This window comes from Amycolatopsis sp. NPDC001319, assembly GCF_042896185.1.
GTDB lineage: Bacteria > Actinomycetota > Actinomycetes > Mycobacteriales > Pseudonocardiaceae > Amycolatopsis.
Map to the genome: position 1 here is coordinate 57,737 of NZ_JBIAWY010000018.1, position 14,513 is coordinate 72,249.

At 70.6% G+C, this 14,513-nt stretch carries 11 protein-coding genes; 2 read left to right on the forward strand and 9 right to left on the reverse strand.

Going from position 1 to position 14,513, the window contains the following annotated elements; all coding sequences use genetic code 11:
• Nucleotides 1-14 precede the first annotated feature (14 nt).
• The gene (locus ACFY1H_RS43690) at nucleotides 15-1,130 is read left to right on the forward strand and encodes a VOC family protein (RefSeq protein ID WP_386956012.1); all 1,116 of its coding nucleotides are present in this window, start codon (nucleotides 15-17) and stop codon (nucleotides 1,128-1,130) included.
• Between the two features lie 9 nt (nucleotides 1,131-1,139).
• Here the strand turns inward: ACFY1H_RS43690 and ACFY1H_RS43695 are convergent, their stop codons facing one another.
• The 8 genes from ACFY1H_RS43695 to ACFY1H_RS43730 form a co-directional block, all read right to left on the reverse strand.
• Nucleotides 1,140-2,837: an FAD-dependent oxidoreductase gene (locus ACFY1H_RS43695; protein ID WP_386956013.1), complete on the reverse strand. Its 1,698-nt coding sequence runs from the start codon at nucleotides 2,835-2,837 to the stop codon at nucleotides 1,140-1,142.
• A 56-nt stretch (nucleotides 2,838-2,893) separates the two neighbouring features.
• Complete coding sequence (locus tag ACFY1H_RS43700; RefSeq protein ID WP_366583741.1) at nucleotides 2,894-4,249, reverse strand: carboxylesterase family protein; 1,356 nt, start codon at nucleotides 4,247-4,249, stop codon at nucleotides 2,894-2,896.
• A gap of 132 nt (nucleotides 4,250-4,381) precedes the next feature.
• A complete protein-coding gene (locus tag ACFY1H_RS43705) occupies nucleotides 4,382-7,135 on the reverse strand; it encodes an alkaline phosphatase family protein (protein WP_366583742.1) in 2,754 nt (917 codons plus the stop codon).
• A 4-nt stretch (nucleotides 7,136-7,139) separates the two neighbouring features.
• The gene (locus ACFY1H_RS43710; RefSeq protein ID WP_386956014.1) at nucleotides 7,140-8,498 is read right to left on the reverse strand and encodes an ABC transporter permease; all 1,359 of its coding nucleotides are present in this window, start codon (nucleotides 8,496-8,498) and stop codon (nucleotides 7,140-7,142) included.
• Nucleotides 8,495-9,460, reverse strand: coding sequence for an ABC transporter ATP-binding protein (locus ACFY1H_RS43715; RefSeq protein ID WP_366583744.1), 966 nt, complete (start codon nucleotides 9,458-9,460; stop codon nucleotides 8,495-8,497). The genes ACFY1H_RS43710 and ACFY1H_RS43715 overlap by 4 nt, the downstream gene beginning before the upstream one ends.
• Nucleotides 9,461-9,631: 171 nt before the next feature.
• A complete protein-coding gene (locus ACFY1H_RS43720) occupies nucleotides 9,632-10,609 on the reverse strand; it encodes an amidohydrolase family protein (RefSeq protein ID WP_386956015.1) in 978 nt (325 codons plus the stop codon).
• A 19-nt stretch (nucleotides 10,610-10,628) separates the two neighbouring features.
• Nucleotides 10,629-11,231 carry a hypothetical protein gene (locus tag ACFY1H_RS43725; RefSeq protein ID WP_386956016.1) on the reverse strand — a complete coding sequence of 201 codons (603 nt, stop codon included), beginning with the start codon at nucleotides 11,229-11,231 and terminating at the stop codon, nucleotides 10,629-10,631.
• 134 nt (nucleotides 11,232-11,365) lie between these two features.
• Complete coding sequence (locus tag ACFY1H_RS43730) at nucleotides 11,366-12,160, reverse strand: IclR family transcriptional regulator (protein WP_366583747.1); 795 nt, start codon at nucleotides 12,158-12,160, stop codon at nucleotides 11,366-11,368.
• Nucleotides 12,161-12,360: 200 nt separating this feature from the next.
• Between ACFY1H_RS43730 and ACFY1H_RS43735 the strand changes: the two genes are divergently transcribed.
• Complete coding sequence (locus ACFY1H_RS43735) at nucleotides 12,361-13,356, forward strand: hypothetical protein (RefSeq protein WP_386956017.1); 996 nt, start codon at nucleotides 12,361-12,363, stop codon at nucleotides 13,354-13,356.
• 544 nt (nucleotides 13,357-13,900) lie between these two features.
• On the opposite strand, the gene def is transcribed toward ACFY1H_RS43735, so the two are convergent.
• On the reverse strand, nucleotides 13,901-14,401 hold the full coding sequence (gene def, locus ACFY1H_RS43740) for a peptide deformylase (RefSeq protein WP_366583749.1): 501 nt from the start codon (nucleotides 14,399-14,401) through the stop codon (nucleotides 13,901-13,903).
• Nucleotides 14,402-14,513: the final 112 nt, after the last annotated feature.

The window sequence follows — 14,513 nt, forward strand, 5'->3', positions numbered from 1 at the left end:
CTACCTTCGCCCTCATGACGACGCCGTCCGCCCTCACCCTCGACGCCGCGCGGCCCCAGGAGCTGGCCCGCTTCTGGGCCGCGCTGCTCGACTGGCACCTCACCGAGCCGACCGACGAGGGTGCGGCTGCATCTGCCGCGCCGGCTGGACCTCCGGCCGTCCGCACACCCACTGCTCCCGCGTCGTCCGAGGCGGTTGTTGGTGCGGGGCCGGACAGGTTCGCGGAGCAACAAGACGCGGCGATCGACGCAGATGTCGAATCGGCCGCCGGCGGTACGGGTGCTGCGACGGTGCTGCCGGGCCGTTCGGTCGGTGGGTTGGCTTCCGCCGCGGCCGAGGGACAGTCGCTCGGCGTCGGTGAGGCGCCGGGCTTGCCCGGCGTGGAAGTCGAGCCGGATGCCTTGCTGCCGGGGCCTGCGGCGGACCGGCCGCCTTCCGCAGCGGCCGCCGTCAGCGCTGGGCGGGACAGTCGTGCTGGGCAACCAGAAGCCCGACCCGGCGACCAAAGCGACGTTGCCGACCCACCACCGATCCTGGCCGGCGGGCAGCGCCGGGCGGGGAGCAGTCCCGCGCAGGGCCTCGTCGCGCCGACCGTGCGGCCGCCCGCCGAGGACGGGTGCGAGTTCGACCTCGTGTTCGTCCCCGAGGCGGAGCCCAAGGTGCACAAGAACCGCCTCCACCTCGACCTGGCGAGCCGCACCCCGGAGCACCAGCGCGAGGTCGTCGAGCGAGCCCGGTCGTTGGGCGCGCGGCACCTTGACCTGGGCCAGGGTGACGTCCCCTGGGTGGTCCTCGCCGACCCCGAGGGCAACGAGTTCTGCGTCCTCGAGCCGCGGCCGGAGTACGACGGCTCGGGGGCGCTTGCGGCGCTGGTCGTCGACACGAGAGAACCCGCGCGGCTGGCGGAGTTCTGGTCGGAGCTCATCGGCTGGCCGATCACGGCCGATCAGGGGCCGCAGATCGTCGGCGTGCGCAGTCCGTCCGGCCGGGGCCCGGCGATCGAGTTCCTCAGTTCCACCGACACCAAGCGCGGCCGCAACCGTCTGCGGCTCGAACTGGCTGCGGGTGCGGATCCGTTGTCCCCCAAGCAAGATCCCGAGGGCAACGAGTTCTCCCACCGACAAGCCTGAAAACAGCCCTCACCGCCCGACGGGCTCCGCCGGTTCCTGCGGCCGCCCGCGCGGCCGCAGCGCCTCGGCCGCGAACATCCGGTGCAGCAGCTGGATCGCGACCGAACCCTCGCCCACCGCCGAAGCCACCCGCTTCACCGAAGCGTGCCGCACGTCGCCCGCCGCGAACACGCCGGGCAGGCTCGTCTCGAGCGGCAGCGGGTCCCGCGAGAGCGGCCAGGCACGGAGATCAGCGCCGGTCACGATGAAGCCGCGGTCGTCGCGTTCGACTTCCGGGGGCAGCCAGTCCGTGTGCGGGTGCGCCCCGATCATGACGAACAACCCGTCCGCGGCCACGATCTCCTCGCGTTCGGTCCGCCGGTCGCGAAGCACGAGCTGCTCCAGCCACCCGGTGCCCCCTCCGCCGACGATCTCGGTGGCGACCCGCACCCGCAGCCCTGGCGTGGCCTCGATCTCCCGGGCCAGGTAGTGCGACATGCCCGCCCCCAGCGACCGGCCGCGGACCAGGAGCGTGACCTGCTTGGCGAACCGCGCCAGGTACAGCGCGGCCTGGCCGGCCGAGTTCCCGCCGCCGACGACGAAGACCTCGCGGTCGGCGACACCGGGCGCCTCGGAAGCCGGGCCGCCGTAGTAGACGCCGGCCCCGTTCAACGCCTCCAGCTCCGGCACGCCCAGCCGGTGGTAGGTGGCGCCCAGCGCGAGCAGCACCGCGCGCGAGCGCACCTGCGTGCCGTTGGACAGCGTGATCGCGAGCTCGTCGTCGCGCCGCAGCTCGGCCGCCCGCTGCATGAACACGAACTTCGCCCCGAACACCCACGACTGGTCGTACGCCTGCTGCGCCAGCCGGCGGCCGCTGACGCCGCGCGGGAAACCGAGGTAGTTGCGGATCAGCGAGCTGGACGTCGCCTGGCCGCCGAGACCGCCCTCGTCGACGACCAGCGTGCCGAACCCTTCCGACGCGCCGTACATGGCCGCCGACAGCCCGGCCGGCCCGGCGCCGACGATCACGAGGTCGAACTCCATGCGGTCCGGGTTGACCGGCGCCCCCGAGGCCACGGCGATGTCGGCGTCGGTCGGGTTGCGCAGGACCGTGCCGTCGGGGAAGACGACGATCGGGAGCTCGCCCGGCCCGGCCTGGGCGATGCGGGCGCGGCCTTCATTCGAGTCGGCCAGGGAGAACGAGTGCGGGATCGCGCACCGCCCGAGGACCTCCCGCAGCTGGTAGGCCCGGCCCGACCAGGAGTTGCCGACCACGTGGATCGTGTACGGCGACGTGCGCCGCACCTCGGTCCATTCGAGCAGCAGGTTCGAGATCGCGTGGTGGAAAACCTCGTCCGGTGCGGCCAGCGGCCTGAGCACGTAGTGGTCGATGTGCCCGCGCGCGATCGCGTCGAAGATCGCCTCACCCGTCGCGCGGTCTCCCCATTCGCCCCACGCGATCAGCAGCCCGCGTTTCGCGTGCGGGTGCAGCCGGCGCGCCTGGGCCAGCAATTCGCCGCCCGTCGTCCCGGAAAGCCATTGACCGGCCAGCACGAGCGCGACGTCTTCACCGTCCGCGGCGAGTTCTTCGAGCAGCGCCAACGCTTCCTGCGCCGAAGCAAGGCTCACGATGCGGTAGTGGCGCGCGTAGCGCTCGCGCAATTCCCGTTCGACGTCACGCAGCGATTCCGCGTTCTCGTCGACGGCGAGAAGCACGGCGTCGGACATGCATCCGACAGTAACGGCGATCCACACGGAGGCGAACGCGTGGTTTTTCAAGGCCGTCAGGCCCGGAACACGAACACCCCGCCGTCCTCGCTGTGCCGCGGCCACCCCGGGTCACCGGTCGCGGCGAAGGCCACCCACGCCGCCTGCACCCGATCGGCCAGCTCGCGCGGCGGCGTCGGCCCTTCCAGCGCGGACAACCCGAGGTTGCCGAACACGAACCCCAGCTCCAGCCCGTGCGCCGCACCCACCCCGGGCAACGGCGAGGGCCACGCGAACTCGTACACGAACGCCGCCCGCGCTCGCGCGATCTCCGAGGCCGGACGGCGGAACAGCGCATCGGTCAGCACGTCGGCGTAAAGCTCGACCGGCGTGGTCCCTTCGGCAACGGCCTCGACCGCAAGACCCAGGCGCCCCAGCAACTCCGTCACGTCGGAATGCGAGACACCGTCCGGAAGCGACGTGCCGGCCAGCGCCAGCAGTTCGTCGGCGTTGGTGCCGATCAAGAGATCCACCCCGCCTCCGCGCAGCACCACGTCGAACGGCGGTTCGGCCAGCACCTCCCCGTCCACGACCGGCAGGAACGGCTGCGCGGCGGCCACGGTCGTCGCGCCCCAGCGCGCGGGGTCGAGGTCGGCCGTGAGGTCCGTGACGGCCGCCGTCGACAGCGCGGCGAGCTTCTCCGGGGCAACGCGCGCGAACCCCGCCGCCGTCGGCTCCACGCCGGCGGCGCGCGCGATCTCGCCGGTGACCAGAAGCGCGTCGGACGCGGAAAGCGCGGCCCGCGCGTTGGCGCTCTGCACGATCGCCCGCCGGAACAAACCACGGTCCATCGCTACGTGCGCGAGCGTCGCACCCGCGCCCGCCGACGTGCCGAACAACGTCACCGCGTCCGGGTCCCCGCCGAACGCCGCGATCCCGGCGCGCACCCACTCCAGCGCCGCGACCTGGTCGAGCAGAGCGCGGTTCGCGACCGCGTCCGGCAGCAGCGCGAAGCCTTCCGCGCCCAGCCGGAAGTTCACCGACACGAACACGACCCCGCGCCGCGCGAACGCCGCTCCGTCGTAGATCGGCATCGCCGACGAGCCGGTGACGTTCGAGCCGCCGTGCAGCCACACCAGCACCGGCAGGCCCGCCGTGGACGGGTCGGGTGTCCACACGTTGAGGTTGAGGCAGTCCGGCCCCTCGACCACCGGCTCCGCCAGGAACGAACCCGGCAACGGCGCCGAAGGCGCGGTCGGCCCGAACTCGAGCGCGTCCCGCACGCCGTCCCACGCCTCGGGCGGGCGCGGCGCCCGGAACCGGGCTTCGCCGAACGGCGCGGCCGCGTAAGGGATGCCGAGGAACCGCGTGACGCCTTCGCGCACGCTGCCCCGCACCCGGCCGTACGGGGTGGTGACGACGGGACCGGTCATCTCCCCATCGTTACCAGCGCCGGGCCCGCACCGGGGCGCGGCTGCCCGAATCGCCAGGGATTCCTGTCCCGAAAGCACGAAGCCCCGGCCGGCGGGAAGCCGGCCGGGGCTTCGTGTCACTCAACCGGAAACTCAGCCGTCCGACTCGGCCGACGGGATGTACGCACCCGGCACCTGGTCCGGAGCGAACACCTTGTTCTCACCGGGGTACGGGGTCTTGAACCCGTGCGTCTGGTACCACGTGAAGCGGTTCATCTGCGCGGGGTTCGCGTAGTCCGCCGTCGCGTTCGGACCGGTCAGGCGCTGGTTCTTCTGCCAGGCCGACCACTGCGAAGCGACCTGCTGCTTGTCCGCCGGCACCGCGGTGTCGGGCTGGACGGAGGCGAACTGCGGAGCCACCACGTCCGGACCGCACGACGGCTGCGTCGCGAGGCCGCCCGTGAGCGACGTGCGGTTCGCCACCGCGTTGAACGGCGCCAGGTTCGGCTTGTCCGTGAAGGCACTCGCCATCGGGGTGGCCGCGCTGTCCTTCTGGTTCATCGGCTGGATCCCGAGGATCTGCTCGATCGTGCGAACCATCGTGATCTGCGAGTAGTACGTGCTGTCCACGGCCCCGTGCTGGGCGTACGGGCTGATGATCTGGATCGGCGCCCGGTGCCCGTCGACGTGGTCCAGCCCGGCCTGGGAGTCGTCCTCGACCACGAAGATCGCGGAGTCCTTCCAGTACTGGCTGTGCGAGATCGTGTCGACGATCTTGCCCACGGCGAGGTCGTTGTCCGCGACCTGGGCGGCGGCGTTCGCGGGACCACCGGTGTGGTCACTGGACAGCCAGAACATGTTCAGGTTCGCGGGACCGTTCTTCTCGAAGTCCTGCTGCCAGATCTGCTCCCGGTACACGTCCGGCACGCTGGTGTCGAACTTCGGGAAGCCGTGCACCGACACGTCGTTGAGCGACGGGATCGGCGACGACGACACGAGCGGGTAGGCGCTGGGCTCACCCGTCGCGGCCATGTTCTTGCTGTCGCAGTACAGGTTCTGCCACGACGCGCCCGACGGCTTGGTCAGGAACTGCTGGAACTCGCCGAAGTCGCGGACGGTGTTGCCCGCGGCCTCCGCGCCCGACCACAGCGTGCCGGAGGCCTGGTGGCCCAGCACGTCGTCCTCGGTGTCGTAGCTGCGCAGGTACTCGCCGGCCGAGGACTCGGTGTACTCCGGGTCGTCGGCCTGCATGAGCCAGTTGTGGCCCTCGGCGGAGTTCGTGCCGATGTCGTACGTGTTGTCGTACAACCCGAACTGCTGCGCCAGCGCGTGCTGGTTCGGCGTCACGTTCTCGCCGAACTGCGCCAGCGCGGCGTCGCCGTTGCCCTGCGGCAGGTCACCGAAGACCTGGTCGTAGGTCCGGTTCTCCTTCACGAGCAGGAACACGTGCTTGATCGGCGACGGGTCGCCGAGGCGCGCGGGCACGGGAACCGGCTTCTTGTTCTTGCCGTTCGACACGAGGACGGACTTGTCCGTCCAGCCGTTTTGCTTGAACACCTTCGGCGTGTACGACTTGATCGTGCGGTCGTCGGGCAGCTGGAAGCGCTGCACGCTGGCCGTCGTGTCGTGCGTGCCGTGCCCGGCGGCCGTGGTCGGGCGCTGGGCGTCGATGCCGCGGGTGTTGGACACGACGATGTCCTTGCCCACCGTGGCGATCGCGGTCGGGAAGTAGTCCGTGGGCAGCAGGCCGATGTAGCTGGCCGGCTCCTTGGGGCTGGAGTACTTGTAGACGGCGATCGCGTTGGCGCGGCCGAGCGTCACCAGCAGGTGGCCGTCCTTGGTGAGCGTGATGCCGTCGGGCTCGTACCCGACCGTGGCCTCGGGCCACGGCTGGGTCGCGATGGTCTGGATGACCTTGTCCTTGCCCGAGTCGATCACGGACACGTTGTTGCTGGACGTGTTCGCGACGAACACCGTGCCGTTGCTGGCGTACACCGCGGTCGGGTGCAGCCCGACGTTGATGGTCCCCACAGCGGCGGCGGGCTTCGCGGTGTTGATCACCGAGACCGTACCCGTGGTGGAGGCACCCGTGAACGGGTCGGCCGGCACCTGGGTGTTGTAGGAGTTGATCGTCGTCTCACCGGGGCGAGGCAGGCGGCCGCCCTCGTTGCTGACGTAGAGCTTCTTGCCCACGAGCACGAGGTCGCGCGGCGCGATGCCGGTGTTCCAGCTCTGCTGGACGGCGCCGGTCGACGCGTTGATGGCGACCACGCGGTTCTGCCCGTTCACCGCGGCGTACGCGACGGCGCCGTCAGGCGAGAACACCGCCTGGGCGACCAGCGCGTGCTTGGGTCCGTCGGCGGGGATCTTGATCGAGACGGGGTTCGCGAGCGAGCCGTCGGCGTTCACCGAGAACTTGGTGTAGCCGTCGGTCTGGGCGAGCCACAGGAACTTGCCGTCGGGGGAGTACGACGGGCCTTCCTGGCCGACGTCGTTGCCGGCGATCTTGAGGTTCACCTTCGCCGAGGTGCCGATCAGCTGCTGGACCTTGTAGCTCTTGAGGTCCACGATCGTCAGCGCGGCGTCGCCGTCGGTGGTCAGCGCGGCGAGGTGCGTGCCGTCCGGGCTGATCGACGACGCCATGATCTTGCCGTCGTTCACGACCAGCCGGTCACCGATCGGGTCGAGATACTGGTCGCTCGAGACGACCAGCCCGTCCTTGGTGTTCTCGCCGACGTGCTGCTTGCCGAACTCCTGCGTCGACGCGGTGCCGATGCCGGAGCCCGTCACGACCAGAGCGAGAGTGGCAGTGCCGGCGGTGGCGAGGCGGATCTTCCGCGCTCTGCCGGCATCGGAAGAGCCGGACGCGGCTCTCCCACCACGCCTGCGGCGGCGTGTTACCTGCATGGGGTCATCCCTTCGGGGTGGAGGACAGCAGTTCGACGCTGGCGTCGAACTGCCACAGCGGGTTGGGTTGGTCCCCGATCGGGGTCCGCACCTGGAAGTAACCGTTCACTTCCTTCGGTCCGTCGCCGTCGGCGACGAACCGCCCGTCTGAGGTGACGTCGAGCTGGTAGATGGCCTGACCAGTCGCTTCGACGTCGGGGAGATGCCACGAGACGACGCACCGCCAGTCGTTGCCGGGGCCTTCCTGGGCGACCAGGCCGCCGCCCTTCTGGCAGGCCGACGTGACGCCGAGCTGCGCTTCGGTGACGGCGGGGCGGTGCAGTTCGTCGGTCTGCAGCCGGTAGAGGTGGGCGAACGTCGTCGAGAGCGACTGCTGCACCTTGTCCTGCGTGACGCCGGAGCCGAGTGACGGCGTGGCCACGGCGATCACCGCGAAGGCGACCACGATCAGCCCGACCAGCGGCAGCGCGCCGGCGGTGATCGTGCGCCGGGCCGAACCGTCGTAGCTCAGGTTGGTGAAGTCGCGGCGCAGGAACAGCAGGTAGGCCAGCGAGGTCGCCACGACCGTCCACACCAGACAGACGAGGATGCTGATCAGCAACGGCCCGGCCTGGGCGGGGCTGGTGAACAGGCCTTCCCACGCGATGAACGTGTAGGTCGGCAGCGCGAGGCGCAGGGCCACGGGCAGGGGCAGCAGCTGCACGACCGCCATCGCGAGCGCGACGACGGCGGGCAGCAGCAGGCCCATCGGCGACCGGCCCAGCGCGACCGACCCCAGCAGCCCGACCGCGGCCAGCGCGAGCGTCGGCGCCAGTGCGCACACCCAGGCGAGCAACACGGTGGCGGCGGCGGAGCCGGGCGAAAGGAGGTGCCCGTCGAGCCCGACCAGCTGCCGGCTGCCGGCGCCGATGACACCGCCGACCGCGCTGGAGATCGCCATCCCGGCCACGAGCACGAAGATCACGGTGAGGCTGGCCAGCGCCTTGGCCACGAAGATCCGCCGGTACGACCGGACCGCCACCAGCAGGTGGCGCCAGGTGCCGAGCCGGTCCTCGGACGCGAACACGTCACCGGCGACCACCGACGTGAGCAGCGGAAGCGCGTAACTGCCGGCGAAGCCGAGCATCACGAGCGAGCCGGCCCAGCCGGTGGCGTTCATCCAGCGGCCGAAGACAGTGTCCACCGGCAGGTCGCTCTGCTGGCTCACGGCGGCGACGAACAGCGCCGGGGCGATCCAGCAGGCGAGCACCAGCAGGCGAACGCGCCACTGGGAGACGAGTTTGACGAGCTCGAAGCGGTAGCCGCGGGCCACGGAGGCGGGGCGGACGGGCGCTGCTTCGGGTTCGGTGAGGGTCGCGGTCATCGGGCGGACTCCTGCTGCCGGGCCCCGGTTTCGGGCGCGGCCTCGGTTTCGGTCAGGGCGAGGAACGCGGCTTCGAGCGGCGAAACCACGGGGGCGAGCTCGCGAATGGCCACGCCGTCGCGGACGAGGCGCACCACGAGCTCGTCGAGGGCGGGGACGAGCGCACGCACGACGAGGACGCCACTGTCCTTTCCGGACTCGTCGCCGAGCCGGATGCCGGAGGTTTCGAGGGCGAGCTTGCGCGCGGCCTCGCGATCGGAGGTCATGAGCCGGTAGTCGAGCTCCTGGCTCTCCGACGAGAGCTTGCCCAGCGGGCCGGTGAAGACGACGCGGCCCGTCGCGATGATCGTGACCTCCGAGCACAGCGCTTCGAGGTCGTCCATGCGGTGGCTGGACAGCACGACGGTGGCGCCTTCGGCCGCGAGGCGCGTGAGGACCCCGTGCACGTGCTTCTTGCCGGAGGGGTCGAGGCCGTTGGCAGGCTCGTCGAGCACGAGCAGCCGCGGGCGGGTGAGCAGTGCGGCGGCGAGGCCGAGCCGCTGGCGCATGCCGAGGGAGAACCCGCGCACGCGGTCGTCGGCGACGTCGGTGAGCCCGACCTGGGCGAGCGCGTCGTCGAGGTCGGCCGCGCGGGTGTCGCCGCCGCGCAGGGCGGCCAGCGCGGCGAGGTTCTTGCGCGCGGTGAGCGAGGGGTAGAGGCCGGGGCCGTCGACGAACCCGGCGACGCCGCCGGGCGCGTCCAGGGTCCGCCCGACGGGCGAGCCGAGGATCTCCAGCCGGCCCTCGTCCGCGACGGCGAGGCCCAGGAACAGTCCCAGCAGCGTGGTTTTGCCCGCGCCGTTCGGCCCGGCCACGCCGTGGATCTGCCCCGGGGCGATGTCGAGATCGATTTCGTCGAGTGCGATCACTTCGCCGAAACTTTTGGTGATTCCCCGAGCCCGGACTGCCGCAGGTGTGTCCATGGTCCCTTTGCTTTCGTCGTGAAACGTGCGTCAGGAACTTAGGGACGGTAAATTAATCTCGAACCGGTGCCGGGTGAACTATCGGGAAACGGGGCTCGGACGAAGCAAGTCGTACTCGTGGATTGTCCGGATTAAATCGTGATCTTGCCTTGAGTTAACCGTCGGCTTGCATTAAGGGAGTCGGAACAGGGCTCGCGCGTTGTCCCTGCCGATCTTGCGGCGGTCGGGCTCGTTCAGGGGTGCGGAGTCGAACCAGCCGGCCGCGTGGTCGACGTTTTCGAACGGCCAGTCGGTGGAGAAGAGGATGCGGTCGGCGCTCAGTTCCGACATCGCGGCGAGCAGGGACTGGGTGCGGAAATTGCCGGAGGTCGTCACGTGGAAGTGCTCGGTGAAGTATTCGGTGATCGGCCGTTTCGCGGGATAGGGGAGCTCGGTGTTGGTCCATTTGTTGTGATGGTCGATCCGCCAAAGGGAGTAAGGAAGCCCTTCGCCGAGATGGCCGAGAATGATCGTGACACCGGGATGGCGATCGAACAACCCCGACGCGGCCAGGCGCAGCGCGTGCACGGCCGTCTGCTGGCCGAACGCCCAGGCCGGCCCGAGCAGCCACTCGTGGCCGGCGTACACGCGGGCGTCCTGCGGCAGCGGGTTGCGCGGGTGCAGGTAGAACGGCACGCCGAGGCGTTCGACCTCGGCCCAGAACGGGTCGTACTCGGGGGTGTCGTAGTAGGTGACGGTGCCGGCGTCGTCGAGCTCGGTGAAGCTGTTCACGAGTGCGCCGACGAATCCGAGGTCCGTGACCGCGCGGCGCAGCTCGGCCGTCGCGAGGTCCGGGTCCTGCAGGGGCAGCGCGGCGAACCCGCGGAACCGGTCGGGCCGCGCGGCGACGTGCTCGGCGAGGGTGTCGTTGGCGCGGCGGGCGAGCTCGGCGGCCTTCACCGCGTCCGGGATCCCTTGCACCGCAGGGGAGTTGAGCGACAGCAGCATCAGCTCGATGCCGTGGGCGTCCATCAGCCGCAGCCGCCGGCCGTCGACGTCGAGCAGGCGGGCGCGCAGGGTGGGCCACAGCGCCGGGGGAGCGTAGGGCTCGGAGTCGCCGAGCGTCTCCTCGGTGGCGAAGTGTTCTTCGAGGGCGATCTTGCCGTCCACAGTGGAAGTCCTTTCCGGATCAGTCCTGGTCGCGCTGGGCGTCTTCGAGCTGGATCTGCCTGACCCGCACAGGGTTGTGCAGCGCGGCGATGTGGACGCCGAAGAACAGGTGCCACACGAGGATCGCGAACGGGAACTTCCAGCCGTGCCCGAACGAGAAGAACCCGAGCCCGGTGCCCGGCCGGTAGATCAGTGGCGCGAGCAGGCCCGCGGCCACGAGCGCGAGGACGGTGCAGAAGGTAAGCGCTTTCAGCAGGTTCCCGGTGTTCGTGGCACGGAAGGGCAGCTTCGGGTACGCGAGCAGCGCGAAGACGAACACGAACGCGATCCCGTTGAAGTAGTGCATGAACTGCCCGGCGAAGTACGAGGCGGCCGTGCCCTCGGGAGTCGCCGGTGCGGCGACGTGCCCGTTGTGCAACGGCCACGGCAGCTCCGGCAGCCCGATGGCGGGCATGAAGTAGCCGGCGGTGGTGGCCATCTGCGTCGCGACGAACGCGGTGACCAGCAAGGCGCCGATGGGGTGGCGCCCCGACCAGCGGAACCACTCGCGGTCCGGGCGCAGATCGGTGAGGCCGCGCGGGCCGGCGCGCTCGGGCCGGGGAGCGACGATGCTCGTGGACACGGGAGTCTCCTTCGGCTCGTTCACTTATGTGCATCGAGTTTACGAAAAGTGGATGATTGTGTCCAGGGGTGAGCGCGAAGGGACCAGGGCCGGCCTGGCTTTCCGGTGGTGTGGCTGAGGGCTCGAGCCGGGGGTCAGCCGGCGGCGGGGCCGCGTCCGCCGAGCTCCACCGACGCGGCGGTGGTCGTGCGCAGCAGTTCCTCGGTGGCGCTCGCGACCTGCTCCGGGCCGGCGTGGCCGACGGGCATCGCGAGCGCGACGGCCAGCGGCAGCGGCGTGGCCTCGGAGAACACGGGCGCGGCGACCGTGGTGACGCCGGGGATCATGGCGTCCGTGGTCACCGCGGCGCCGGAGCGGCGGACGTCGCGGATGATGCGCGTGACCTGGGCCGGCGAAGGGATTTCGGGTGCCGAACCGGGGTCGAAGTCGCCGCGCAGGACGGGGGCGGTGATCGTCTCCGGCAGGTGGGCCAGGAAAACGCGGCCGACCGACGTGGACAGCAGCGGCAGGATCGCCCCGACCCGCACGGTGATCGGCAGCACGTGGGCGCCGTAGTGCCAGCCGACGATGACCGGCCCGTGGTCGCCCCACACGGCGAGGTTCACGGAGTGGCCGGTGCGGTCGCGCAGGCCCGGCAGGTGTTCGGAGACGACCTCGACCTCGTCCATGCGCCGCAGTGCTTCCATGCCGAGGCGGCGCAGCGCGGGGCCGAGGTCGTAGCGCCCGGAGTTCGGCGACTGCGCGACCAGGCCTTCGCGCGACAGGCTGACCAGGTAGCGGTGCACCTTGCTCGGCGCCATCCCGCTCGCCTCGGCGACCTGCTTGAGGCTCATGGGACCCGGGCCCTGCTCGAGGGCGCGCACGACCGTCATCGCGATCTCGACCGACTGGATGCCCTGGCGGTCGTCTTCGGGTTCCCGGGCTGCCACGTGCTGGACTATACGGCCGGTCCGGCGCCGGATCCGGCGGGGTGAGCCGCCTCGGCGAGCCGCGGTCTGCCCTTGCGTACGGCGGTGCTTCCCGCGTGCGCCTCGACAACTCGTCCACTTTCCGTAAACTCGATGCAGATAAGTGAATGACACTGATCGAAAGAGGAGGGCCGCGCGGGCGGCCTCGCGAGGAGGTAGTGGTGAACGAGCGGAATCTGGGTCGCCGGGCGTTGCTGAAGGGTGCCGCGATCACCGGGGCCGCGGCGGCCGTCGCGACGGTGCTGCCGGCAGCGACCGCGAGTGCGGCTTCGCGGGCGTATGGCTCGGGTGTGCGTCAGGTTTCGGGCATCGGCACGGTCATCGACACCTCGCACGCGACGCCCGGCGTTTCGCGGGTGCTGAGCGCGTACTTCCTCGCCAAGACCGGGAAGCAACCCGAACAGACGATGGCGCAGGTCAACCGCGCGCAGATGAACTACCTCGACGCGGTGACCGGGGAGATCTGGCCGTCGTGGCAGTCGCTGCACGATCTCTTCGCGAAGAACATGCCGAAGTGGCCCGCCGACGGGAAGTCCTACGCCACGCGCATCCTCGGCGACGACCGCAGCGCCATCGTCTTCTTCTCGAACACACCGGGCCTCTTCGCGCCCGGCGAGATCCGCGCGACCGGCGTGGTCAACCTGCAGGGCGGCAAGATGGCGCGCTGGGTCGACTACTGGGACGGCCGCCACGTCGGCATCGACTACGTGCGCGGCAAGCGCGAGCCGTTCCCCGCGGACTTCAAGGAGGGGACCGTCGGCGAGACGGCCGCCCCGGTGATGCGCCGCGCCGTCGCCGGTCTCGCGGGCGCACTGGCCACCGGCGCGTCGCCGCAGCAGTTCTTCGCGGAGGACGCGGTGTTCGAGGACGTCACGGCGCACCTGCACCTCGTGGGCCCCGCCGCGATCACGCGCTTCCTGACCTCGGCCCGCGACCTGCTCCCGTACGCCGGCCCGGGCTCGGCCGTGCGCCACACCCTGGGCGGCCCACTCGGCGGCGGCTACGAGTGGACCTCTCGCGGCCCCGTACCCCACGGCGTCACCGCCCTCGAACTCGACGCACGCGGCCTGATCACCCGCGCGACCGCCGTCTGGGACGGCTCCTTCACCGACGACGCAACACTCGCCGCGCTCTCGCAGAAGGCAGTCGAACACTGATGACGGCGGGCGATCCGGACTGGTGCCGGTGAGGTTTCGGTTGTGGGGGAAGCGGGTTCTCGGGCCGCTTCTCCCCGAGATCAGACGTGGGCGGCGGTCCAGGTGTCCGCGGTGCGGTAGTCGGGCGAGCTGGGTCGGGGCTGCTTCTCCGGCGTGGTCAGGCGTGGGCGGTGGTCCAGGTGTCCGCGGTGCGGAGGCCGGGTGAGCTGGCTCGGGGCTGCTTCTCCGGCGTGGTCAGGCGTGGGTGGTGGTTCAGGTGTCCGTGGTGCGGTAGCCGGGCGAGTTGCTCGATGGTCGGGCCGATCCCAACAGCCCCCTCGCGGCGCCGCCATCAGCACCCACCCCGGCACCGGCAGCCAGGCCGGGTTTCCTCGCTCCCGAACCTGTGGCGCTCGACCGAGGATTTCACCGCGACCGAGGACTACCGTGCTCCGGCGCTGCCCGCCCCCCATTTCACCGGACTATTCCGCGCGCGAGATTCAAGAGCGTGAACAACGCCGGCACTTCATGCGCGCGGAAAATTTTCCGCGCATTTCGACCGTGCTCAGCGGTTCCAGAACCAGTCCTTGCCCCGCGCCTGCTTGAGCGCCTGCTTCTTGCGCTCTGGCGTCAGGCGTTCCAGGTAGAGCATGCCGTCCAGGTGGTCGGTCTCGTGCTGCAGGCACTGCGCCAGCACGTCGACGCCTTCGACCTCGATGGGCTCGTTGCGCAGGTCGACACCCCGCACCACCGCGTGCTTGGCCCGCACGGTCGGGAACCACAGCTCCGGCACCGACAGGCAGCCCTCGTCGATCTCGTGCGTCTCCTCCGACAGCGAGACGATCTCGGGGTTGATCACGTAGCCCGTCAGCCCGCCCACGTCGTAACTGAACACCCTCAGCCCGACCCCGATCTGCGGCGCCGCCAACCCCGCACGCCCGTCCGGCTTCACCGAATCCATGAGGTCCGTGACCAGCGCCTCGACCTTCTTGTCGAAAGTCGTCACGGGATCACACACCGTCTTGAGCACCGGGTCCCCGAAGTAGCGCAGAGCGCGCATCGCCATGATCGAACGTCCTTCTTCCCACCGACTATCCCGCTGAAGTCTAATGACCACCGCCCCGCCCCACCCCCACCCGGCACTCACGGCTGGTCAGCCCCTCGGTCCGAGGTCCTTC

Coding starts and splice junctions, on each gene's coding strand:
- ACFY1H_RS43710 (WP_386956014.1), bottom strand. CDS start 8,498: ATGACCGCGACCCTCACCGAACCCGAAGCAGCGCCCGTCCGCCCCGCC.
- ACFY1H_RS43695 (WP_386956013.1), bottom strand. CDS start 2,837: ATGTCCGACGCCGTGCTTCTCGCCGTCGACGAGAACGCGGAATCGCTG.
- ACFY1H_RS43700 (WP_366583741.1), bottom strand. CDS start 4,249: ATGACCGGTCCCGTCGTCACCACCCCGTACGGCCGGGTGCGGGGCAGC.
- def (WP_366583749.1), bottom strand. CDS start 14,401: ATGGCGATGCGCGCTCTGCGCTACTTCGGGGACCCGGTGCTCAAGACG.
- ACFY1H_RS43705 (WP_366583742.1), bottom strand. CDS start 7,135: ATGCAGGTAACACGCCGCCGCAGGCGTGGTGGGAGAGCCGCGTCCGGC.
- ACFY1H_RS43715 (WP_366583744.1), bottom strand. CDS start 9,460: ATGGACACACCTGCGGCAGTCCGGGCTCGGGGAATCACCAAAAGTTTC.
- ACFY1H_RS43690 (WP_386956012.1), top strand. CDS start 15: ATGACGACGCCGTCCGCCCTCACCCTCGACGCCGCGCGGCCCCAGGAG.